Annotated in this window: 20 protein-coding genes, 1 tRNA gene and 1 pseudogene; 18 read left to right on the forward strand and 4 right to left on the reverse strand. The window is 45.0% G+C overall.

Annotation, left to right across the window (positions count from 1 at the left end; genetic code table 11):
* The first annotated feature begins 68 nt into the window (after positions 1-68).
* The 12 genes and pseudogenes from fabG to ONB37_18160 all read left to right on the forward strand — a co-directional run bounded on the left by fabG (position 69) and on the right by ONB37_18160 (position 10,156).
* Entirely contained in the window at positions 69-803 is a 735-nt protein-coding gene (gene fabG, locus ONB37_18105; GenBank protein MDZ7402077.1) for a 3-oxoacyl-[acyl-carrier-protein] reductase, read from the forward strand.
* 167 nt (positions 804-970) lie between these two features.
* The gene (acpP, locus tag ONB37_18110) at positions 971-1,207 is read left to right on the forward strand and encodes an acyl carrier protein (protein MDZ7402078.1); all 237 of its coding nucleotides are present in this window, start codon (positions 971-973) and stop codon (positions 1,205-1,207) included.
* A gap of 540 nt (positions 1,208-1,747) precedes the next feature.
* Positions 1,748-2,989 (forward strand): beta-ketoacyl-ACP synthase II, encoded by a 1,242-nt coding sequence (fabF, locus tag ONB37_18115; GenBank protein ID MDZ7402079.1) that lies wholly within the window; start codon positions 1,748-1,750, stop codon positions 2,987-2,989.
* 22 nt (positions 2,990-3,011) lie between these two features.
* Complete coding sequence (rnc, locus tag ONB37_18120; GenBank protein MDZ7402080.1) at positions 3,012-3,773, forward strand: ribonuclease III; 762 nt, start codon at positions 3,012-3,014, stop codon at positions 3,771-3,773.
* Positions 3,774-3,789: 16 nt separating this feature from the next.
* The gene (locus ONB37_18125; protein MDZ7402081.1) at positions 3,790-4,953 is read left to right on the forward strand and encodes an acyl-CoA dehydrogenase family protein; all 1,164 of its coding nucleotides are present in this window, start codon (positions 3,790-3,792) and stop codon (positions 4,951-4,953) included.
* Positions 4,954-5,753: 800 nt separating this feature from the next.
* Positions 5,754-7,070, forward strand: a complete 1,317-nt coding sequence (ffh, locus tag ONB37_18130; GenBank protein ID MDZ7402082.1) for a signal recognition particle protein — start codon at positions 5,754-5,756, stop codon at positions 7,068-7,070.
* Positions 7,071-7,177: 107 nt separating this feature from the next.
* Positions 7,178-7,429, forward strand: a pseudogene (gene rpsP, locus ONB37_18135) (30S ribosomal protein S16).
* 579 nt (positions 7,430-8,008) lie between these two features.
* A complete protein-coding gene (locus ONB37_18140; GenBank protein MDZ7402083.1) occupies positions 8,009-8,293 on the forward strand; it encodes a KH domain-containing protein in 285 nt (94 codons plus the stop codon).
* 54 nt (positions 8,294-8,347) lie between these two features.
* Positions 8,348-8,863, forward strand: a complete 516-nt coding sequence (gene rimM / locus ONB37_18145; protein MDZ7402084.1) for a ribosome maturation factor RimM — start codon at positions 8,348-8,350, stop codon at positions 8,861-8,863.
* Between the two features lie 7 nt (positions 8,864-8,870).
* Positions 8,871-9,602: a tRNA (guanosine(37)-N1)-methyltransferase TrmD gene (trmD, locus tag ONB37_18150; GenBank protein ID MDZ7402085.1), complete on the forward strand. Its 732-nt coding sequence runs from the start codon at positions 8,871-8,873 to the stop codon at positions 9,600-9,602.
* Positions 9,603-9,953: a 50S ribosomal protein L19 gene (gene rplS / locus ONB37_18155; GenBank protein ID MDZ7402086.1), complete on the forward strand. Its 351-nt coding sequence runs from the start codon at positions 9,603-9,605 to the stop codon at positions 9,951-9,953.
* A gap of 130 nt (positions 9,954-10,083) precedes the next feature.
* Positions 10,084-10,156: transfer RNA gene (locus tag ONB37_18160), tRNA-Ile, on the forward strand.
* A gap of 86 nt (positions 10,157-10,242) precedes the next feature.
* Here ONB37_18160 and recQ read toward each other — a convergent pair.
* On the reverse strand, positions 10,243-12,378 hold the full coding sequence (recQ, locus tag ONB37_18165; GenBank protein ID MDZ7402087.1) for a DNA helicase RecQ: 2,136 nt from the start codon (positions 12,376-12,378) through the stop codon (positions 10,243-10,245).
* Between the two features lie 151 nt (positions 12,379-12,529).
* Entirely contained in the window at positions 12,530-15,523 is a 2,994-nt protein-coding gene (locus ONB37_18170; GenBank protein ID MDZ7402088.1) for a M1 family aminopeptidase, read from the reverse strand.
* 667 nt (positions 15,524-16,190) lie between these two features.
* Here ONB37_18170 and ONB37_18175 point away from each other — a divergent pair.
* The 4 genes from ONB37_18175 (at position 16,191) to ONB37_18190 (ending at position 18,744) form a co-directional block, all read left to right on the forward strand.
* Complete coding sequence (locus ONB37_18175) at positions 16,191-17,207, forward strand: nitronate monooxygenase family protein (protein ID MDZ7402089.1); 1,017 nt, start codon at positions 16,191-16,193, stop codon at positions 17,205-17,207.
* 193 nt (positions 17,208-17,400) lie between these two features.
* Positions 17,401-17,973 carry a sigma-70 family RNA polymerase sigma factor gene (locus tag ONB37_18180; protein MDZ7402090.1) on the forward strand — a complete coding sequence of 191 codons (573 nt, stop codon included), beginning with the start codon at positions 17,401-17,403 and terminating at the stop codon, positions 17,971-17,973.
* A complete protein-coding gene (locus tag ONB37_18185) occupies positions 17,966-18,433 on the forward strand; it encodes a hypothetical protein (protein MDZ7402091.1) in 468 nt (155 codons plus the stop codon). The genes ONB37_18180 and ONB37_18185 overlap by 8 nt, the downstream gene beginning before the upstream one ends.
* Entirely contained in the window at positions 18,430-18,744 is a 315-nt protein-coding gene (locus ONB37_18190; protein ID MDZ7402092.1) for a YbjQ family protein, read from the forward strand. Before ONB37_18185 ends, ONB37_18190 begins: the two co-directional genes overlap by 4 nt.
* A 187-nt stretch (positions 18,745-18,931) precedes the next feature.
* Here ONB37_18190 and ONB37_18195 read toward each other — a convergent pair whose 3' ends face one another.
* Both ONB37_18195 and trxB read right to left on the reverse strand, forming a co-directional pair.
* A complete protein-coding gene (locus tag ONB37_18195; GenBank protein ID MDZ7402093.1) occupies positions 18,932-19,588 on the reverse strand; it encodes a thioredoxin family protein in 657 nt (218 codons plus the stop codon).
* Positions 19,589-19,695: 107 nt separating this feature from the next.
* The gene (trxB, locus tag ONB37_18200) at positions 19,696-20,676 is read right to left on the reverse strand and encodes a thioredoxin-disulfide reductase (protein ID MDZ7402094.1); all 981 of its coding nucleotides are present in this window, start codon (positions 20,674-20,676) and stop codon (positions 19,696-19,698) included.
* 208 nt (positions 20,677-20,884) lie between these two features.
* On the opposite strand from trxB, the gene efp reads away from it, so the two are divergent.
* On the forward strand, positions 20,885-21,454 hold the full coding sequence (efp, locus tag ONB37_18205) for an elongation factor P (GenBank protein MDZ7402095.1): 570 nt from the start codon (positions 20,885-20,887) through the stop codon (positions 21,452-21,454).
* Between the two features lie 207 nt (positions 21,455-21,661).
* Positions 21,662-22,069 carry a transposase gene (locus tag ONB37_18210; protein ID MDZ7402096.1) on the forward strand — a complete coding sequence of 136 codons (408 nt, stop codon included), beginning with the start codon at positions 21,662-21,664 and terminating at the stop codon, positions 22,067-22,069.
* Positions 22,070-22,118: the final 49 nt, after the last annotated feature.

The following is a 22,118-nucleotide window of genomic DNA, read 5'->3' on the forward strand; positions in this document are numbered from 1 at the left end:
ACGATTTGGGGCGAAAAAATAATTCTATGGCAGCGCTTGTGCAAGGCGCTGTTTTTGAGGAGGGAAATATGGACAGAAAAGTAGCACTGATAACTGGTTCTGGTCGCGGCATTGGAAAAGCCATTGCCATGAAATTGGCACAGGATGGGATGAATATTGTAATATGCGATATCGATGAAGCTTCGATCAACGTCACCGCTCAAGAGATCTCGCAACTTGGTGTGAAAGCCATTGCTGTGAAGACGGATGTGACCAAAAGTGATGAAGTGAATCGGCTTTTCGATGAAGCGCTCCACGCCTTTGGCCGTGTGGATGTGCTGGTAAACAATGCGGGCATTACGCGCGACAATCTGATCATTCGAATGTCCGAAGGAGAATGGGATAGCGTTATCGCTGTGAATTTGAAGGGGAGTTTCAATTGTTTGAAGGCCGCCGCCAAAGTGATGATGAAACAACGCAGTGGCAAGATTATCAACATCGCATCCGTGGTCGGAGTGATGGGTAATGTTGGTCAGGCCAATTATGCAGCTTCAAAGGGAGGGCTCATTAGCTTGACCAAAAGTGCTGCAAAGGAGTTGGCCGCCCGGGATATCACTGTTAACGCTGTGGCGCCTGGCTACATTGAAACCGATATGACCAAAAATTTGCCCGACGCGGTGAAATCGGCATTCTTGAATTTGATTCCGCTAAAACGGGCTGGGCAACCAGAAGATATTGCCCAGGTGGTCAGTTTTTTGGCCTCGCCAGCCGCCGATTATATCACAGGCCAGGTCATCCATGTCGATGGCGGCATGGTGATGTAATGACGAGCATTTTAGAAATCCAGGCATATCGAGAGAAATTTATCGGCACTACTATCCTCTGGATGACGTCAATTTAACTGATTTTTTAAGACAAATGAGAGACTACCAAGTTAGCTCAACTTCAAGAAACCAAAATTAAAGAACACACGATAGGAGGTGAAAACGGTATGGCATTAGAGGACCGAGTAAAAGAAATTATCGTCGATCAGTTGGGTGTCGATCCAAATGAAGTCACTGAATCCGCTCATTTCATCGAAGATCTCGGCGCTGATTCATTGGACACGGTCGAATTGGTAATGGCATTTGAGGACGAGTTCAAAATTGAGATCCCTGACGAGGATGCCGAAAAAATTACCACCGTGGGTTCTGCCATTGAATATTTGAAAAGCAAGGGCGCAAAATAACCTCATGGAATCATAAATAACTGAGCGAAAACTTCGTTTAATGACCTCCCTGACCCTCTCATTGATCGAGCCTTGGATAAACGGCTCCTTTTGGGCCTAACCCAATCCGAGGGGCGAAGGATCAGGTCTGAATGAAACAATGCTGGCTATATTGGATTGGCTAAATTTTCACTGTTTTCGTTCAAGCATTGCTCAGCCCTTTAGGAGGCTGGATTGAAAAGAACGATCGAAGCTGCTAATCGCTGTTTCTTGATTGGCAAAAATAATAAATATTTTGCTGAGAGAGATCGATTATTCTTTTCATCGAATTCCTATAAATTTGCAATAAAGATGGAGCAATTAAGGCTCACATTCTCTGTCACTTGTTTCGACCTCAAAGGTCTTGTGACCTTTGAGGTCCGAAGCGATTTCGCAGCATCAAGCAGAGTGGCGTAGATTCTTGCAATTTGTTTGCCCTGGATCTAACCAAAGGCATAGCGGAGCTATCATACAGTTGTAAACCATCCATTAATTGAGAGGATCATTAAAAGGAATGAAGATATGACCCGTCGTGTTGTCGTAACCGGGATTGGATTGATAAGTCCGTTAGGCATAACGATCAAAGATTTTTGGGAGGCGTTGATCGCGGGGAAAAGTGGAGTTGATTACATTAAGCGCTTCGATACCAGCGAATTCGAGACCAAAATCGCTGCTGAAGTGAAAAATTTCGATGTCAATGACTATTTGGACCGCAAAGAGGCGCGCCGAATGGATACGTTTACCCAATATGCTGTCATTGCATCGAAATTTGCCATTGATGATTCGGGTTTGAAATTGGATCGGGAGAACCTGGATCGGATCGGTGTGATTATCGGCTCTGGTATCGGAGGAATGGATACGTTCGAGCGCGAATATCGCAACTATTTCGACAAAGGGCCTCGTAAGATCAGTCCATTCTTTATTCCAATGATGATCCCAGATATAGCTCCAGGTTATATCAGTATTCGATTTGGGTTCAAAGGGCCGAATTATTCGACGATTTCTGCCTGTGCTTCAAGCAGCCATGCCATCGGCAATGCGTTCCGATCGATCCAATATGGCGAAAGTGATGTCATGATCACTGGGGGATCGGAAGCGACGATTACGCCCATGGGAGTGGGCGGGTTTAATGCCATGAAAGCGCTGTCGACTCGGAACGATCACCCCCAGCGCGCCAGTCGGCCATTTGACGCAGACCGCGATGGCTTTGTAATGGGCGAAGGGGCAGGAATTTTGGTGCTTGAGTCAGAAGAACATGCCTTGCGGCGCGACGCGAAAATCTATGGTGAAATTATTGGTGTCGGTTATACTGCCGATGCATTTCACATTACTGCTCCGGCTTCAGACGGCGATGGCGCCATGCGGGTCATGAAAAACGCCCTGAAAGACGCTAAAATTTCGATCGACGAGGTCGATTACATCAATGCCCATGGCACTTCTACGCCTTATAATGATAAAATCGAATCTTTAGCTATCAAAAAAGTCTTTGGTGAACGGGCCTATCGTATTCCCATTAGCTCGACGAAATCGATGACTGGGCATTTGCTGGGGGCTTCAGGCAGCATCGAACTCATTGCAACCTTATTGACCTTAAAGCATGACATCATTCATCCCACAATTAACTATGAAACTCCTGATCCGGATTGCGATTTGAATTATACCCCCAACAAGGCGATTCACAAAACTGTCAACATCGCCATTTCCAATTCATTTGGATTTGGGGGACATAATGTTTGTTTAGTAGCGAAAAAATATCCTTCTTAATCTGGCTCGATTAAAGACAGCTATGTTTACTAAAATCTCTGTGGTTTTCAAGAAGCTTTTTCCGGGGAAGCCCAAAGCAGGATGTCTATCTGATGAGCAAATCGCCAAATTAGAATCCCGATTGAACTATCATTTTAATGACAAATCGCTCATAACCCAGGCACTGAAACATCGTTCCTATCTTGCTGTGACCAATGAGCCGAGGCTGGCCTCGAACGAACGGCTCGAACTGTTAGGCGATGCAGTGCTCGGCATGGTCGTGACCGAATATCTGTTCAAAAAATTCCCTACCAAAGAAGAAGGTGATCTCACCGCCATCAAATCTCTCATGGTCAGTCGAAAAATTCTCACTCGCATCGCCAATCAAATCGGGATTGGCGAATTTGTGCTGCTAAATGAGGCAGAACAAAAGGCTGGTGGACGCAATCGACCTTCAATCCTGACCGATACGTTTGAGGCGATCATCGGCGCGATTTATCTCGATGGAGGGCTATCCGCAGTAGTTGATCTCGTCCAACGAAAGTTACTGGCGCGCACGACCAAAATTATCTCAGAAGAGCAAAACAAAAATTTTAAAAGCATTTTGCTTGAATATACTCAGAGCAAAAACCTTGGGCTTCCACAATATTTGGTCCGAAACGAGGAAGGGCCAGATCATAATAAGCTATTTACAATCGAAGTCATGATCAACAATGAAGTCCTAGGCATTGGGAAAGGCAATAGCAAAAAGAAGGCGGAGCAGCTTTCCGCAAAATGCGCACTCAAAAAACTCAATATCCTATGATGACAGGGAGGCAAAAATGGAATATTTCTTAACCGAGGAACAGAAAGAGCTGCAGAAGTTAGCTCGCAAAGTTGCGATGGAAAAAGTGAAACCAGTAGCTGCCTATCATGACAAAACTGGCGAATTTCCCTGGGAATTGGTAAAGCTGTTTGCCGAATTGGATTTCTTTCGAATTTGGGTTGATGAAGCGTACGGTGGCATGGGAAAAGGCGTGATGGAACTGGTATTGGTAACCGAAGAATTGTCACGGGCGTGCGGTGGGATTGCGCTCTCCGTTGCTGCCTCTGCCCTGGGGACATTTCCGATCCTTATCAGTGGGAACGAACGGCAGAAGCAAAAATATCTGCCAGATCTCGCCGATGGCAAATATTTAGCGGCATTCTGTCTCACCGAACCCGAGGCAGGATCTGATGCCGCTGCGATTAAAACCCGAGCGGTGCGCGATGGCGATTATTATATTTTGAACGGCAAAAAGCATTTCATCACCAACGGCGGCGTCGCCAAGCTTTACACTGTGATTGCCTCCACTGATCCATCGAAAGGGAGCCGCGGCGCTACTGCGTTCATCGTCGAAGACGGATTCCCGGGCCTCTCTTATGGAAAAGAAGAGGATAAGATGGGCATTCGGGCCTCGGCAACCAGCGAAGTCATTTTTGAAGACTGTCGCGTACCAGTCGAAAACCGGCTCGGCGAGGAAGGACAGGGTTTCATGGTGGCCATGAAAACTTTGGATAAATCTCGCCCCGGCGTTGCGGCCCAAGCATTGGGCATCGCTCAAGGTGCTTTTGATCTGGCCGTCGAATATGCGCGCCAAAGAGTCCAGTTCGGTCAATCCATTATCTCTTTTCAGGCAATTCAGTTTATGCTGGCGGATATGGCGACTCAAATTGAAGCTGCTCGCGCACTGATCTATTCCACTGCGCGCATGATCGATGCAGGAGTGAAAAACATTTCTAAAGAATCGGCCATGTGCAAAGTGCTCGCCTCTGATGTCGCAATGAAAGTGACCACAGACGCTGTACAAATTTTCGGTGGCTACGGTTATATGCGCGATTATCCAATCGAAAAATATATGCGCGATGCCAAAATTACCCAGATCTACGAAGGAACCAATCAGATCCAGCGGCTGGTCATTGCACGCAATATCGTTCGGGAAGGCGCCAGCAAGTCCAATGACTAAAAGCGGAAAAATGAATACACTCTTCAATTGAGCTTACTTGCAGCAAATGGAAAAACATCATGTTCTTTTCGTAGCATAAACGGGGATAATTTAAATATAGCGATCTAATCTCAGCTCACATTGATTTAATTTTATAACTCTTCCTTCAATTGTAGTTCATCACATCAGCGGACTCAAATACGCTGATCTGATCAAAAAAACACTTATCACCAAACGCCCTGGCTGATTTCATATTCCAGGGCGTTTTAACATAAGGGCGAATGTCAGCTTTTCCTCACTGAATTCGCCGATCGCTATTGCTCTGAAGTTAACACATGTTCTGATTTTTTGCTTGACATGGGAATAAAAAATGATTATTTTTTGATTAGATTAAACAATATTTGTGTTTCATGCCCATCTTTAATGTGAACCTTGCATAATGAAAATTCACTTTAGATTTTTTCGCGCTACAGATTTTAAGCGAATTCTGATTTGGGCATAAAATGGAACTCCGTGGTAATTTTGGCGATTTAATAATCGGCTCTACTGAAATCAAACTTGGGTTAAACGAAATCGAGCGATGTAGATGATCGGTCTAGTTCTAGTTTATGAACGCTTCGATTTTTTGAATTCCCATCGAATTGTATTCAGCAGCGGTTCAGAAGGAATCCAAAAAATGAACTAAAAAATTGCTTGCATATCATGATAAGTTTTCTTATATTCAGCGATTTATAATTTGGACCGAGCAAGAAAAAAGTGAACATTTAACCGCTGATCGTTGCAGTTCTGAATTGGTTAGCTGATGAACCTCGGGTGATGATATGTTTCAGGATCTATCAGAGAAGTTAGAAGTTGTTTTGAAAAAATTGAAGGGTCATGGCAAGCTGACAGAAAAGAATATCGCTGATTCGCTGAAAGAGGTTCGTCGTGTTCTGTTAGAGGCCGATGTGAATTATAAAGTGGCCAAATCGTTCATTGCAGCGGTTCAAGAAAAGTCCTTGGGGCAGAAGGTGCTTAAGAGCATTACTCCGGGCCAGCAGATCATCAAGATCATCCATGATGAGCTAACCAATTTGATGGGTCAATCGGAGGCACCGCTGAACCTCTCTGGTGCCGTTCCAGCGATCATCATGTTGACGGGCTTGCAAGGCTCTGGCAAAACGACGCTGGCTGGCAAATTAGCACGCTATTTTCGCTCCAGAGGCAAAAATCCGATTTTGGTTGCTGCCGACATTTATCGACCAGCGGCGATTAAACAGCTCCAAATCGTCGGCGAGCAGGCCGGAGTCCCAGTCATTTCAGACCCAAGCAAATCGGCTATAGACATCTGCACAATGGCCATCGATTATGCCCGAACGCACGGTTATGATCTGGCGATTTTGGATACGGCGGGTCGACTCCACATTGATGAAGCCATGATGCAAGAGCTTGCTGATATTAAAGCGAAGGTGAAGCCACACGAGATCTTGTTCGTTGCGGATAGTATGACTGGACAAGATGCGGTAAACACCGCAAAAGAGTTCCTGAACTGGCTTGATTTTGACGGTGTGGTGCTTACAAAAATGGATGGTGATGCCCGCGGTGGAGCAGCGCTATCAATTCGTATGGTGACGAACAAGCCGATCAAGTTTATCAGTACGGGTGAAAAACTTGACGCATTGGAGAAATTTCATCCGGAGCGGATGGCCTCTCGCATCCTGGGGATGGGCGATATTGTCTCGCTGGTCGAAAAGGCGCAACAAGCAGTCGACAAAGAGCAAGCGGAGAAATTAGAGCGCAAGCTCCGTCGACAGCAGTTCACGTTACAAGATTTTTACGATCAATTGCAACAGATTAAGAAAATGGGGCCGCTGGATCAATTGCTCGGCATGATCCCGGGCATCAAAAGCAGCATGCTAAAGGGATTAACGGTGGATGATCGCTCGTTTGTAAAAATAGAAGCGATTATCAACTCTATGACTCCTGAGGAGCGGTTGCGTCCTCAGATCATCGATGGTAGCCGTCGGCGACGCATCGCTCAGGGCAGCGGCACCAGCGTTCAGGACATCAACCAGTTGTTAAAACAATTCCAGATGATGCAAAAAATGATAAAGAATATGAACAAGATCAGCTTCAAAGGATTGCCATTTCGAATCTGATGGAATTGATTTAATAACGGAAAACAAGACTCAAAAACCCAATTTTCGATGAAACGATTTATCTCAAATTATTTGCAGAAAGGACCATCAATCAGGAGGTAAAAGAATTGCCAGTAAAACTACGTTTAACCCGAATGGGAAAAAAGAAACAGCCTTTTTATAGAATTGTTGCTGCGGATTCGCGGACGCGGCGTGACGGAAAATATCTTGAAAAAATTGGTCATTATAATCCTTTGGCCGATCCAGCCGAGATTGTCATTGATGAAGAACGCGCTTTCTATTGGTTGAGAAACGGTGCGATACCTACGGATACAGTTCGCAGCCTGTTCAGCAAAAAGGGCATAATGTTAAAATGGCATTTCATGAAGGCTGGTTATGATCAAGCACGGCTGGATGAAGAGGTAAAGAAATGGGAATTGCTGCAACTGGAAAAGCGAAAACGAGCCGAAGCATTAGCGGCCCAACGTTCTAAGAAACAAGAAACCAAACCAGAAGTGTCGGAACCGAGCACCCCGGCAGCAGAACAAGCGGGAACAAAACCGCAATCGTCTTCTAACGAAGCATTGGCTGCAAATTCTGAGCAAGGCACGGAGCAGCAATTGGCCGAGTCACCGCGACAAGAACCATCAGTTGCCCAGCAAACGGATCAGCCTGAATCCGAAGTTTAAGTACCCAAGGATGCGAGCTCGACTCGTTGCATGAACTGATCCATTTAGGGGCAACAGGATCGTAACGGTAGCACGCTGCATTGCTCGGTCTTCTATTTCTATAATGGGTTCCTTTTTACGTGGCAACTCAGCGCCAATGCACTCCAAGCGCATCGTTCAATGCTATCTGACAATTTTGAATAAATAGGGCTAAGACTCAAAGTTGGCGGTTGGCTAGATATAGTTGGGTAAAGACCGAAATTCCTACTACAAACTTGAGGAGGAACTGGCGTGAATACCGAAAAGACTGAGAGCGGCGTTGCGGCAGCCCCAGGTCCTTTGGGGCTCAAATCTTTCATTGAATACATCGTCAAGCATCTGGTGGATAAGCCAGAAGAGGTTGCTGTCAACGAAATTGATGGTGAGCGGACAGTGGTCTACGAGCTGCGGGTTGGACGCGGCGATCTGGGAAAAGTCATTGGCAAGCGCGGCCAAACCGCGAAATCGATTCGGATCTTATTGGCAGCAGCTTCTGCCAAACGGGGCAAGCGAGCTGTTCTTGAGATCTTGGAATAATCAAACTATTCCAACAGCTTTTCGCTTATTATCCCTTCATATTTTCAGGATCACATGAAACCACGTCCAGAGTTTTTATTGATCGGAAAGATCCGAGATGCCCATGGAATAAAGGGAGAAATCTCAGTTATCCCAATTACCGAAGATCTGGATCAATTTAAAACTTTAAAACAGATCTCAATTCAAGATACTCATGGGAATCGTATCTCTTTGGCTATCGAGCGAGCTCGGTTTCAGAACAATCGTGTCATTTTAAAGTTAGCCACTATTGACGATCGAACGGCTGCTGAACGATTGCGGGGATGCTATATTGAAAAGCGCGGGGAAGAGTGTCCAGCGCTGGAAGCGGATGAATTTTATATTTTCGATTTAATTGGCTTACCGGTACGAACTACGGATAACACTTGGCTCGGCAAATTGGTGGATGTTATGACACTCCCCGCAAATGATGTCTTTGTCGTTCAGGGGGATTCCAGGGAATATTTGATCCCAGCCATCAAATCGGTCATAAAATCCATTGATCTCGAACGGGAGCTGATCGTCATTGAACCAATAGACGGGCTGTTATAACTTTTGCATGAAGATCCATGTCATCACCGCCTTCCCCAATCTGTTTGTTGGTCCTTTGGACGAAAGCATCATCAAGCGGGCCAGGGAAAAACAATTGGTGGAGATTTACCTTCACGATCTGCGCGATTATAGCAGCGATCGGCATCGTCGCATTGACGATTATCCTTATGGTGGCGGACCGGGGATGATCTTGAAAGCAGAACCGATTTTTAACTGCATCGAATCGGTGCTTGAGAAATATCAGATTCATAATCCCCATTTGATTTATCTAACGCCCCAGGGCCAACGATACAATCAGGCGAAGGCGAAAGAGCTGGCGCAACAAGAGCATTTGATCCTGCTTTGCGGGCATTATAAGGGTGTAGATGAACGCGTTCGCGAATTCTGGCAGATGGACGAAATCTCCATCGGCGATTATGTGTTGACTGGCGGCGAATTGCCAGCATTGGTCATCATCGATTCTGTCGTGCGCTTGATCCCAGGTGCAATTAGCGACTTGGATTCAGCAAAAACAGATTCGTTTTATCAAAATCTTTTAGATTGCCCCTATTATACCCGACCTGAAGTGTTTCGAGGGATGGCGGTTCCTTCGGTATTGTTATCGGGTCATCATGCGGAAATCGAAAAATGGCGCAAAAATGAAGCCATCAAGCGGACCTTGAAAGTTCGACCAGATCTATTAAACCAGGCAAATGATATCATTCATGTTGAAATAAGTAATGATGAGGAGAAAGCATAAATGGACAAATTGAATATCGCTGTCTCAGATCAGCTTCGATCCGATGTTCCAGAGTTTAACCCTGGCGATACAGTGGCAGTGCATGTGCGCGTTATCGAAGGCGATAAGGAACGCATCCAGGTCTTCGAAGGAGTGGTGATTAAGAAAAAAGGAAAAGGAATGGATGCTACCTTTACAGTACGAAAAGTATCCGAAGGAATTGGGGTAGAACGAATTTTCCCGCTTCATTCGCCTCGCATTGCAAAGATCGAACGATTACGTGCTGGAAAAGTTCGACGCGCAAAATTATATTATCTCCGCGGCCTGAAGGGCAAAGCCACCAGGATCGAGGAAAAGCGAGAAGCAAAGTAGCTTTATGCTTAGATCGCAGCTTCATATTCCAAATCGGATTGAGCAAGAAAATTGGATGGTACAAGGGGGAAAAATATCATATTGACTTTTTAACAAGAAATTCTTAAATTTATTTCCGAATCAAAAACCAGGGCCCATAGCTCAGTTGGTAGAGCAGCGGACTCATAATCCGTAGGTCGTAGGTTCGAGCCCTACTGGGCCCACGAAAAATCCCTGATCCAACACGTATCGGGGATTTTTTATTGTAGTTCGCTTTTCATTTCAATCATATGAATATCCATATATGCTCTCAAATGGTCATCTTCTTCTCAACCAACAGCTTGGCGCGCATCAGTCGCAGCTCTTCCATCGAAATATCGTCTGCTAATTTCTCCTTAACCCCCTCGATATGATTGAGCCCCAAAGCATGAAACGCCTCTCGGATCCTTTGCTGCCGTTCCAAAGGAATGAAGTTGGTGAGCACAATCGGCTCTCCAAGCATAATTAGCCGTTCAATATGTCCATAAATGGTTCGAACCGAAAGATTTCGCTGTTCAGCGACCTGCCGAATCGACAATCCCTGGCGCAGCAAATCAAGCGTCTGATATTCCGTCGGTGTTGCCTTGGTTCGGGATGGAGCATGTTCTGGTGTTTTTGTGATCTCCAGATCAATCTGCTGCGCATGGGCAATGATCTCCTTGAGAAATCGGGGCCCATATCGTTTTAATTTCGATTCACCCATGCCATAAATTCTCTGGAGTTGACTCCACGTCGTTGGTATTTGGGCGGCCATTTCTTTCAACGTCCTATCCTGAAAAATAATATACGGGGGAACGTTCTGCTCATCAGCGATGCGCTTGCGCAATTGCCGCAGCTTTTCAAACAGCGTGTTATCCATCTCCAGATCCGCATCTTTGACAGTGGTTGGTTTTATTTCTTCATAAACGGTGAGCGTCACCTTCTCACCGCTAAACAGCACAGCCTTGCTTTTTTCAGTCAATTTGAGGATTGGATATTCCCCACCCTCGACCCTAAGATAGCCCTGCTGAATCAGCTCGCGAATGTATGCTTCCCATTGTTTCTTTGTATATTCAGCCCCTATCCCATAGGTCGATAAGTGCTGATGGCCATTGTGAAAGATCCGCTCGCTCTTCGCCCCTTTTAAAACATCGATCACATATTGCATCCCGAAACGTTCATTGAGTCGGAATATACACGAAAGCAACTTTTGCGCGATAATGGTCCCATCAAATACCCGCCGGTTTTTCATGCAATTATCGCAGTGCTGGCAATTTTCTACCTCATAAGACTCACCGAAATATTCCAGCAGGATTTTTCGCCGGCAGATATGGCTCTCAGCATAATGGATTAGTTGATTCAGCTTATCATACGCCACGCGGCGCTCTTGCGGGTCGTGTTTCTGATTAATGAAATATTCTATCTTTGCCTTATCCCCATAGCTGAAGAATAGAATACAATCGCTCCTCAAGCCGTCTCGGCCCGCCCGTCCTGTCTCTTGGTAGTAGCCTTCAAGGTTCTTGGGCATATCATAATGAATCACAAATCGCACATCTGGCTTATCGATCCCCATGCCGAACGCAATCGTTGCTACGATGATTTCTGCATCATCTTTGATGAAGGCCTCTTGATTTCGGCTGCGCTCAGCATTTGTCATCCCCGCGTGATACGGGAGCGCCCGAAAGCCATCGCGGTTCAGAGCTGAAGCCAATTGCTCCACTGCTTGCCGAGTCTGGCAATAGATGATCCCGGAAGATGCTGGATGCGCTTCGAGATAGCCTACCAATTGCCGATAAGTATCTCCTTTGGGTAGCACCTGATAAAATAAGTTTTGCCGATTGAAGCTTGCTTTGAAGCGCAATGGATCATTCATTTGCAGCTGCTTGATGATATCTTCCTGAACCAGAGGAGTTGCAGTTGCAGTTAAAGCGATCAACGGAATATTCGGATAGCGATTTCTAAGCACTACCAATTGTCGATATTCCGGCCGAAAATCATGACCCCACTCCGAAATACAATGTGCTTCGTCAATGGCAAACAAACTGATATCGAGTGCATCGATGAATTGGAGAAACTGCGGCAATACCAAGCGCTCTGGGGCCACATAGAGCAATTTCACTTGCTTGCTCAACAGCCTTGCCTTCACCTGTTCAATCTGGTCGTAGCTGAGCGAACTATTGATGAATTCTGCTGGGATCTCAAAATCCCTTAAACTATCCACTTGGTCTTTCATTAAAGCAATCAATGGCGAAACCACTACGGTGAGGCCTGGTTGCATGACCGAAGGCAATTGGTAGCACAGCGATTTTCCTCCCCCGGTCGGCATCAGCACAAACACATCCCTTTTATCGAGAATCGCTTGGATGATCTCTCTTTGGAGGGGTCGAAATTCGGTGTAGCCGAAATATTTTCGAAGCGCATCTAACATCGTTTTTTCAACTCATCGCTGCTAAAGAGGAAAATTATTCCCTCCCTCATAATTGAAAAAATTATTTCTCAGAAAATATTCAATAGGACAGAATTCAATTCATGGATAGAGCCTTGTGTCGTTAAAATGCATTGTTAAAATTTTGCCCAATTCAAATTGCATTTTGCAAGCTGACCACCCAGCGAAATTTTATGCCTTTTTCATCAGGCAAAGGATCGCTCACCCAAAACGGGAAATCGACGCGGAGGATGAGCGGCAAATAAGAAGATCGGGGGTTCCAGCGCAGACCGACTCCAGCATCCATCAGATTTCGATATGCATGAGCTGAAGCTGCCATTCGAGCAAAATCAAAAAACGGCGTTAATTCCAATGACGATCTTCTCGGCAGAACCTTTCGGACCAATGGATCAAGCAAGCCAGAACGAAGCTCAGCGTTTATTGCGGCGATGCGATCTGTGGCCATCGGCTGATCGATGTACCCTCGCAGGTTTCCGCCGCCAGGAAAATGATAGCGAAGTTCCGCTGGCAGCGCCCCCATGCTGCGGAGATAAAATTGGCTGAACCGCTCTCTGGGATTCCCGCCATCAATGAAAAATCTCTCTTGAATGGGAATTCGGTCGCCCCAAAAATTTCCAGTAAACAATCGAACTTTCATCCCTCGAGTTCTCGATCCAAAAGAAAGCTTCACCTCGCTTGCAAGCATAGAAAACTTAAATTCGCTTCCCCACAATCGCTGCGCCGTTTCGAATTTCATGTTAAAATTCGATGACCATCGCCGAAGATAAATGTCCAGGTTGTATGCCAAAGAAATTTTGCTGACGCGACCAATCTCCCATTCGGGCCACCGCACAATCCGGTTCTCTGATTTTATGCTTCGCTGGGCATACTGCTCCTCATTTTTTAACAATTGGGCGGAATTAAACGAAACGCGAAGTTCATGAAATGGTGGAGTGTATCTGATCGCACTGGTGCGATATATCAAAGTAATGTCACCAATTCCTCTCCCCTCCCGTTGAATGGCTGATAGTTTAAGCTGGTATTTCTCGCTATTCCAAAACAACGGATGACCGATGACGAAGTAATAGCCAGTGCGATTCGATTTGAAACCATAGCTCAGACCACCCTCGGTGCGATAGTACCTTGCCGCATAGCTCCCTTTAAAACGTGCCCCTAGCCAGAGACCATCTACATCATTCCACCATAGCATGGGTGCGTATCTGATGAGATAGGCGTCTCTGGGCTGGTAATTCGAAAACGGAACATCAGGTAGAAATTGAAACTGCCAATCGCCATTATTGAGCCGATTCTTGTCCAGAATCATATCGCGAGGGTCCAAAACCACCTGAATCGGCTTCTCCTCGGTCACGAAGATCAGTTTGCCTTTTTGAGCTCTTCCATCCCAGCGCTCAATAATTTTCCGCCCGTTCTCGGTTGTCAATTCCACTTCTATTGGCATGATGCCTTCGGCATTGCGCTTGATTTCGACTTCAGTTTGCCAGGTTCCATTTGGAAGACGTAATTTCAATATGTTTCCCAACCCGTAATCGATCGTCACGGTCCTGTGCAGCCATTGATCGAAATACCAATCAAAATCTTCCCCAGTAACATCCTCAACAACCTGCTTAAACCGCTGTTCGTTCACATGTTTGAATTTCCAGCGATCGAAATACGCATGGCAGATCCTATCCCATAAGCTGTCGCCAACGATGTAATGCAGCATAGCGAAAAAAGCCGCACCCTTGCTGTAAGCATTGATCCCGTAGCCGCCCTTAAATTGATAGGCGTATTGCGATATGGGCTCATTATAGCCGCTGGTGAGATAATCGATTAAATTGCGATTGGTGTTTTCTTTTCGCGGCACTTGCGGATTAAGCTTAAACCTCCATGAATTGAGATCAGGGATATCGTCTTTGTCATATCCCCAGGGTCCGAAATTGGTCTGTTGATACCAAAATTCTTGATAAGAAGTAAAGCCTTCATCCATCCAGGCTTCGGCAAGCTCATTGTTGGCGAGGATGCCATAAAAATAAATATGACCGACCTCATGGGAGATTAAGCCTTCATCCGGTCCTGAATTCATCACCAGCATCGGATACTCCATGCCGCCGCCCATGAGACCGTGCATGATGGTCAATTGCGGATATGGATACTTCCCAAAACGAGTGGATAGCCATTCTAATACTCTTGCCCCTCGTCGCGCTACCTCTTTACCCCAGCGATCCTTCGCATAAGATCGATACAGGACATGGATTGGAATGCCGCTCCATTCCCCTCGCTCATAGACAAAATCGGGGCAAGCCGACCAGGCAAAATCGTGAACCTGTTCTGCATGAAATTTGACTGTCCGTTCCTTGCTCTCTTCTCCCAGCTTTTCGATTGCTGCCAATTGGTCCTTATATCGCTCGCGCCATTGTTCATCTGTCAGACTCGTATCCACCTCAACCCATCGCCAGCCAGGATCGCCCTCAACTGGCACGCCTGTTGCGCAAAGGATATAATTGTACGGCACGGTGATGGTCACGTCAAAGGTCCCAAATTCCCCATAAAATTCGCCATCAGCATGATACTGATCTGGATGCCAGCCGTTCTGATCATAAACTACCAGCTTGGGATACCATTGGCCGAAATCATATTGATTGCCTCGCCGGCCAGCGCGAACGATCAGAGTAGGGATCTTCTCGTAAAATTTCATATAAAGCTGAAGCGCACCATCGGGCGGAAGTGGCTCTGGCAGCACCGATTCTAAAATGGTATCATCCACATGGTAAGCAATTACTGGTGCCTCATGGGGAGCAATATTCGAATCGCTTCGGCTGACCCTGAATTCTAAAATATCAATATAGCCGCTGTTCTCCGATGTGATCGACTCACGATAGTATTTCTTTTTCGCTTCGCGAGCAAATGTGGAATTCTCGTTTCTAAACGCATTGGGATAAAGGTGAAGGTAGAGCCGATTCAGCGTATCAGGCGAATTGTTTTGATAAATGATTACTGCTTCTCCGAGCAAAGCATTTTCGCTTGGATTAAGTTTGACTTTAAGATCATAGTGAACATATTGTTGCCAATAATCATCAGAGGCATTAGTTTGACGAACAATAGCTCCTATCACTAGCAAAACGACAAAACCAGCCATTGTCTTCCTCATTTTGCGATCCTCCCGTTGTTTGCTATAACGGTCAATATAACGAAAGTTGCGCTCAGAGTCAAGCGAATATTTGATCTGCTCCGGGGCCTATTTTGCTTTCAGCGAGTAGATTTTAGAGAAGGAAATTCCGAAACGAAAGCAAGATACCATTAAATCATCATTTCACTGACCACATAAAAAATACTTGACAATAGCAAATAAATATTGTATCTTTAGCACCATTTTAAAACAGCGTTTCAGGAGCAATTTATTTTATATAATAAAAGAACACTCATTGTTTGTGAACCAAAATAATTGATTAAACGTTGAATCGAACTCAATAAAAAGTTGCTAATGAAAGGTTCTGACCGATTGATGATCAGATGGAAATGAGGAAACTATTATCCTCGACGATTTTTTTCTCTGACTATCGATGAGACCAAATTTGGTTATCATTCTGCAATCTGATTGCAGAGGGAAGGAGAAATTAGATTTACATTGACAAAAAATGATCAATCTGCAAAAGGATGTGTCACGCCTGCGAATGGGGTATGGCATCGATCTTGTGCATTGATTCAATTTTAAGAACTCCAAAAATAAATATGCAATGGGCATTCAAATTAAATCAGATCGTCGGTTCCTCAAAGAGGCTCAACCGATCGTTTAATCAAGATATCGAGAGGTAGCAATGAAATACTTACCACGTTTATGGCAGAAGGGGCAGGAATTTTTAGGAGTCGAAATCCCGATTATGGCTGGTGCAATGACCTGGATTTCCGATCATCGCTTAGTATCTACGGTGTGCAATCATGGCGCATTTGGGTGCATGGCTGGCGGCAATATGCCGCCTGAGGCGTTTGCTCAAGAAATCGATAAGATCAGAGATCTAACTGATAAACCGTTCGCTGTGAACCTGATCACTATCGCCCCGAACTATCAGGATCATTTAAAAATCGCGGCTTCAAAACGGGTGCCTTTTATCATTTTTGCGGGAAGCTTTCCGCGCGCTTCAGAAATAAAAATCGCCAAGGAGAGCGGTGCCAAAGTCCTGGCGTTCGCCTCTAACGATACCATTGCAGAGCGAATGATCGCCTCCGGCGTCGATGCCCTCATGTTGGAGGGCAGTGAAGCCGGCGGCCATATTGGCCACGTATCGCTGGTTATTTTGCTACAGCAAGTATTATTCAATGTCAAAGACATTCCTGTTTTTGTTGCTGGGGGCATTGCGACTGGACGATTGATGGCGCATCTGCTGCTCATGGGCGCTGCTGGCATTCAAATGGGTACACGATTCGTATTAACCGAAGAGTGCCAGGTTCATCCGAAATTTAAGGAAGCTTTTATCAAAGCCAAGGCTCGGGATGCGGTCGCCACTCCTGCCGTGGGGTCTGAATTGAATGTGGTCGCTGTTCGTGCGATCCGCAACAAGGGCATGGCAGAGTTCGCCGATTTGCAAATGGATTTAATCATGAAAAATCGTCGCGGTGAAATCACCAAAAAAGAGGCCCAGTATCAAGTCGAAAATTACTGGGTGGGCGCGCTGCGTCGCGCTGTCCAGGATGGTGATGTCGATTATGGCTCACTGATGGCAGGTCAGAGCGTGGGCCTGGTCGATAAGGTTCAACCAATGAAAGAGATGTTCGAAGAAATAATCAATGACGCCGAACAGGAATTGGAGCGGATTTATCAGCGCTTGGGATGTTAATGACCACACAGCCAGTCGACTTGGTCTCTGCTTTAATTTTAAAGCATCTCTTGCCCTGCTTGTGTCAACGTCGATTATCAATACTTTTCGGTTATGGCGAAAAAAACTTGTTTCATCCCCAAAAATTCTTTACCTTCCCACCGAATAAACTCACAACTTATGTGTATCAGAAGGTGAAAAGTGAGCTCATCGAATGAACAAGGCCGAAGAAAACGAAGATCACGCGCTCATCGAACTTTGCCAGCGTGGCGATAAAGCCAGCTTCGGAAAATTGGTCGAAAAATACATGCAGCGCGCCTATTTTACCGCTCTGGGATTGATCGGCGATCATGAGATCGCCCTAGATCTCTCCCAGGATGCTTTTGTTCGCGCCTACCGCTCCATTCACAAATTCGTACCAGAGCAAAATTTTTTTACCTGGTATTATCAGATTTTGAGAAATCTATGTTTCAATTATTGGCGCGATCATGCACGCCACGCTCGCTCGTTTTCTGAGATTGGTGCTCTTGATATCGAGACAATTGTCGATACCGATCAGAATTCAGAGAAGCTCGCAGAACAAAACGAAATGAAGCAAGCGCTGTGGCAAGCCATGAATGAGCTAAAGCCACATGAGCGGGAGATCATCGTTTTAAAAGATTTTCAGGAACTCACATATCAGCAGATCGCCGAGGCGCTAAACTGCCCGATTGGGACAGTGATGTCGCGGCTGTTTACAGCCCGAAAGGCTTTGAAGCAAAAATTGGAGCGGTTCTTCAATGACTAATCAACAGCCAAAACAGACATTAGAGCGTTTTAATCAATTGTTGATGGGTGCCATCGATCAGGAGCTCACGCCCCAGGAGTGGAACGAATTCAATCAAATTGTTAATTCAAATAGACAACTCTTGAAAGAATGGAAACACTATAAAAAGCTGAAGGAGGTTGCTCGCGCCATGAAATTTAAATCGCCACCTAAAGAGGTATGGGATAATTATTGGATGAATACCTACAACAAAATCGAACGAGGGATTGGTTGGATCATTTTTTCGATCGGTGCAATCATTTTGATCACTTATGGCCTGTTTAAGGCCGTTGAGAGCATGATCGCCGATCCGAAACTTCAAGGGATCATAAAAATTGGTATCATTGCCGTGTTGCTTGGACTTGTCATTTTGCTCGTCTCTGTGATCAGAGAAAAGCTTTTTGTGAGAAAATCAGACCCATATAAGGAGGTACAAAGATGATCGTCGTTAGCTCCAGTACCGTTGCTGGAAAGAAAATTGTCAAAACACTGGGATTGGTCAAGGGAAATACGATTCGCGCCAGACATATCGGACACGACATCATGGCGGTATTTAAAAATATCGTCGGGGGTGAAATCGAAGAATATACAAAATTGATGGCTGAGGCCCGGGAACAGGCCCTGGATCGCATGATTAAGCAAGCAGAAGAATTGGGTGCCAATGCCATTGTCGATACCAGGTTCTCCACCAGCTATATCATGGGAGCTGCATCTGAAATCCTTGTCTTTGGCACGGCTGTGGTGGTTGAATAATCCCAAGCTTGACTCGTATCATGCTTATAGGTCGTATTGAATTCTGTTTTGGATAAATAGCATTCCGATATAAAGCATTCGCTGGTCTCATCAGCGAAGACCCAAAAAACATCCCAGCGCTACCGTTATCCCCATAAATTTACTAATAGCGCTGGGATTCAATAAACATCCGAATAGGTTTCCTTTGCTACGATTTCATGGCCACGCCTTCCGCCTCGAGCACTTTCTCCAAATAATTCTTTTCGGGCAATGCTCCCTCAAACTCAACTTCTTCGTTGATGACTACCTTGGGCACCGCAGAGACGAAATATTTATTGGACAATTGCGGAAATTCCGACGCCTCAATCATATCGCCCGTCACCAAATCACTTTCCATTGCCATCATGTGGGCCATCCGTACCGCCCGCGGGCAATATGGACAAGTCAACGTCACAAACACCTGAATGTGCACTGGTTTGCTGAGCTTTTTTAGTGCTTCTTTCGTTTCCTTGGACAAAAAGCTCGCTCCGTTGGATACGTCGATAATGTCTTCAATCAGGGTGCTGAATTCATATCCGGCCGGAACGCCGTAAAAGCGAATCCCATAATCCTTCTCACCTTCCACGACAATCGCTGGGATCCGTTTGATATCGTAATGCTTCACCTTGGCTTCGTCCTTGACAAAATCATAAATCTCAACTTTAATTTTATCTGATAACTCCGATAACTCAGTCAACAATTCTCGCGTCAGTTGACAATACTGACATTCAAACTGCTGGGTAAAAAATACCAGCTTCACTGGTCGGGTCATTTTCGAGAATTCCTTTTTCAAATATTCCCGATCTTCCTTTGAAATATGAGCCATTTTAAATCCTCCAAAATTTATGTTTGAACAACTATGATTTAATCTTTTTAACCCATCACACCATTAAATCAATACTCCAATATTCCATCTTCCCATCCTTCAATTATTCATTCCTGGGATTTCAACTGCTCGATATAATGCTCTGCCGAAACCGCAGCGACTGCACCGTCCCCGATTGCCGTCGCCACTTGGCGTAATCCCTTATCTCGAACATCACCAGCGACAAACACCCCAGGAATCGAAGCCTGCAATTTTTCATCGGTCACAATATAGCCCCACTGGTTCAACGCCAATTGTCCCTTGAAAAGCTCTGTATTAGGAATTAAACCAATATATACAAATACCCCTTCAACAGGAATGACTTTTGTCTCTCCTGTAGCGCGGTCTTTCACCGTGATCGACTCTACTTTTCCCGAACCATTGATCGACAACACTTGATGGTTCAATAGAGTAACCGTGTTTGGATGCGATTGAAATTTCTCCTGCAGAATTTTTTCTGCATTTAATTTCGGCATATATTCAATTAAAGTGATCGACTTAACAAATTTTAAAATGAACAGTCCTTCCTGAAGACCAGAATTGCCACCGCCAATGATTGCGATGTCTTTTCCTGAATAAATTGGGCCATCGCACGTAGCACAATAGGATACGCCCCGACCTTTCAACTCCTTTTCGCCTGGGACATTCAACAGCTTCGGTGAGGTTCCAGTTGCGATAATAACCGCTTGAGCATTAATTGGCTTGCCGTCGATCAGCAATGTTTTCGGAGAGCTTCTCAAATCTAATTTTGCCACCTCCCCATAATATATTTCAGCTCCGAAGCGTTTGGCCTGCTGCACCATTCGATCGGCAAGCGCATGGCCATTGATGCCCTCTGGAAAGCCCGGGTAATTTTCGATCACATCCGTGGCCGCAGCTTCCCCACCGATCTCTTTTTTCTCCACCACGAGAGTCGTCAATCGCGCCCGCGCAGCATAAATTGCTGCTGTAAGACCTGCTGGGCCCCCACCTAAAACCACCACATCATAACCATCGGCTAATTCAACCTTATCCTCATCCTTTTTTAAAGAAAACATTAATCCTTCCATCCTTTTCACCTCCTGCTTTCTCTATTTGAGCTCAAAACTTTAGATGAATAGAGCAATAAAAGGATTCTTTTGGTAGATATTGAAGCTGCCCAGTAATTTTTCTATCCCAAATCGATCGAAATTCCATTTGCAAATCAGCATTTTTTTTATTATATTTGACCTGAAAATTGAAAAATCGGACAAGGATGTAATAGTTAGGAGTTGATTTATGACTGCAATTTCAGAGTTTCGAACTGGCAAAGCCATTCGTTTCAACAATGATGTCTGGATTATTACTGAATTTCAGCATGTCACGCCGGGGAACTGGCGCGCCATGGTGCGAACCAAATTAAAAAATGCTAAGACAGGTCGCGTAATCGAAAATACGTTCCGCATGACTGATGAGATCGAAGAAGTTTATCTTGAAGAAAAGCAAATGCAATACTTGTATGAGTCCGACGGAAATTTATACTTTATGGATACCGAGACTTACGACCAGACATTTATTCCAGCGGATCTTCTGGGCGATCAACTCAAATTTCTCAAAGAAGGCGATATGGTGAAGATCCTTTTCAATGAAGGTGTCGCTATTACTGCGGAATTGCCAAACTTTATCGAATTCAAAGTGATCCAGGCGGATCCCGGCGTGAAAGGGGATTCAGCGACCAATATCTTGAAATATTGCACCATCGAAACGGGTGCAAAAGTCCAAGTGCCGCTATTCGTAAAAGAAGGAGATACTATCAAAATTGACACACGAACTGGAAAATATTTGGAGCGGGTTGCTGTTGGTCGCTGACAGTTTATATGCGAAATTAAAATAGGGCAATTTGATAAATTGCCCTATTTTTTATCCACTCCAAAGCATTTTACCAAATCAGGTAGAAATGGTAGTACAACATAAAGTGTGTAAATTTCAATTGCAATTTTCATAAAAAGGGCTTATTCTTCCAGTATTTCAAAATTGACCGATCATCATCTTGAAATTATCTGGAGGAATTCGTTCATGGAAAATGTTGCTACTAAATATCCTGATTGTCAAGAAAATAGTTCTGATAATTTATTTGAAACCACTGACCAATTGATGCCCAATGATGAAGAGTTCTTTGATATGCTGGAACAACAGCTTCGGCATATTGCCAGAATTACCATCATTACCACCTTTAATGATGAATTTGAACGGTTTATTAGAACCGCACCTTATCAGTTATCTGCTGATCGCACGAATTCCGGAAACGGGTTTCAATACCGAAGCTTTGAGACTCGATTTGGTGTAATTAAAGATATTCGCATTTCCAGGTCTCGAAAAAGGCGATTTATCACCAAATTGTTCCATCGATGGAACCGCCGTGAAACAAGATTACTCGAGCCATTGCTGATCTGTTTGTCAATGGCATCAGCACCCGAAAGGTGAAAAAAATTACCCAAGCCATCTGGGGGCGCAACTATAGTGCGACCACGGT

This window comes from candidate division KSB1 bacterium, from assembly GCA_034506395.1.
In the GTDB taxonomy this organism is placed as follows: Bacteria; Zhuqueibacterota; Zhuqueibacteria; order Thermofontimicrobiales; family Thermofontimicrobiaceae; genus Thermofontimicrobium.

Excerpts from the sequence above, each read along its gene's own strand:
- fabG (MDZ7402077.1), top strand. The coding sequence starts at position 69 with ATGGACAGAAAAGTAGCACTGATAACTGGTTCTGGTCGCGGCATTGGA.
- acpP (MDZ7402078.1), top strand. The coding sequence starts at position 971 with ATGGCATTAGAGGACCGAGTAAAAGAAATTATCGTCGATCAGTTGGGT.
- fabF (MDZ7402079.1), top strand. The coding sequence starts at position 1,748 with ATGACCCGTCGTGTTGTCGTAACCGGGATTGGATTGATAAGTCCGTTA.
- rnc (MDZ7402080.1), top strand. The coding sequence starts at position 3,012 with ATGTTTACTAAAATCTCTGTGGTTTTCAAGAAGCTTTTTCCGGGGAAG.
- ONB37_18125 (MDZ7402081.1), top strand. The coding sequence starts at position 3,790 with ATGGAATATTTCTTAACCGAGGAACAGAAAGAGCTGCAGAAGTTAGCT.
- ffh (MDZ7402082.1), top strand. The coding sequence starts at position 5,754 with ATGTTTCAGGATCTATCAGAGAAGTTAGAAGTTGTTTTGAAAAAATTG.
- rimM (MDZ7402084.1), top strand. The coding sequence starts at position 8,348 with ATGAAACCACGTCCAGAGTTTTTATTGATCGGAAAGATCCGAGATGCC.
- trmD (MDZ7402085.1), top strand. The coding sequence starts at position 8,871 with ATGAAGATCCATGTCATCACCGCCTTCCCCAATCTGTTTGTTGGTCCT.
- rplS (MDZ7402086.1), top strand. The coding sequence starts at position 9,603 with ATGGACAAATTGAATATCGCTGTCTCAGATCAGCTTCGATCCGATGTT.
- recQ (MDZ7402087.1), bottom strand. The coding sequence starts at position 12,378 with ATGTTAGATGCGCTTCGAAAATATTTCGGCTACACCGAATTTCGACCC.
- ONB37_18170 (MDZ7402088.1), bottom strand. The coding sequence starts at position 15,523 with ATGAGGAAGACAATGGCTGGTTTTGTCGTTTTGCTAGTGATAGGAGCT.
- ONB37_18175 (MDZ7402089.1), top strand. The coding sequence starts at position 16,191 with ATGAAATACTTACCACGTTTATGGCAGAAGGGGCAGGAATTTTTAGGA.
- ONB37_18180 (MDZ7402090.1), top strand. The coding sequence starts at position 17,401 with ATGAACAAGGCCGAAGAAAACGAAGATCACGCGCTCATCGAACTTTGC.
- ONB37_18185 (MDZ7402091.1), top strand. The coding sequence starts at position 17,966 with ATGACTAATCAACAGCCAAAACAGACATTAGAGCGTTTTAATCAATTG.
- ONB37_18190 (MDZ7402092.1), top strand. The coding sequence starts at position 18,430 with ATGATCGTCGTTAGCTCCAGTACCGTTGCTGGAAAGAAAATTGTCAAA.
- ONB37_18195 (MDZ7402093.1), bottom strand. The coding sequence starts at position 19,588 with ATGGCTCATATTTCAAAGGAAGATCGGGAATATTTGAAAAAGGAATTC.
- trxB (MDZ7402094.1), bottom strand. The coding sequence starts at position 20,676 with ATGGAAGGATTAATGTTTTCTTTAAAAAAGGATGAGGATAAGGTTGAA.
- efp (MDZ7402095.1), top strand. The coding sequence starts at position 20,885 with ATGACTGCAATTTCAGAGTTTCGAACTGGCAAAGCCATTCGTTTCAAC.
- ONB37_18210 (MDZ7402096.1), top strand. The coding sequence starts at position 21,662 with ATGGAAAATGTTGCTACTAAATATCCTGATTGTCAAGAAAATAGTTCT.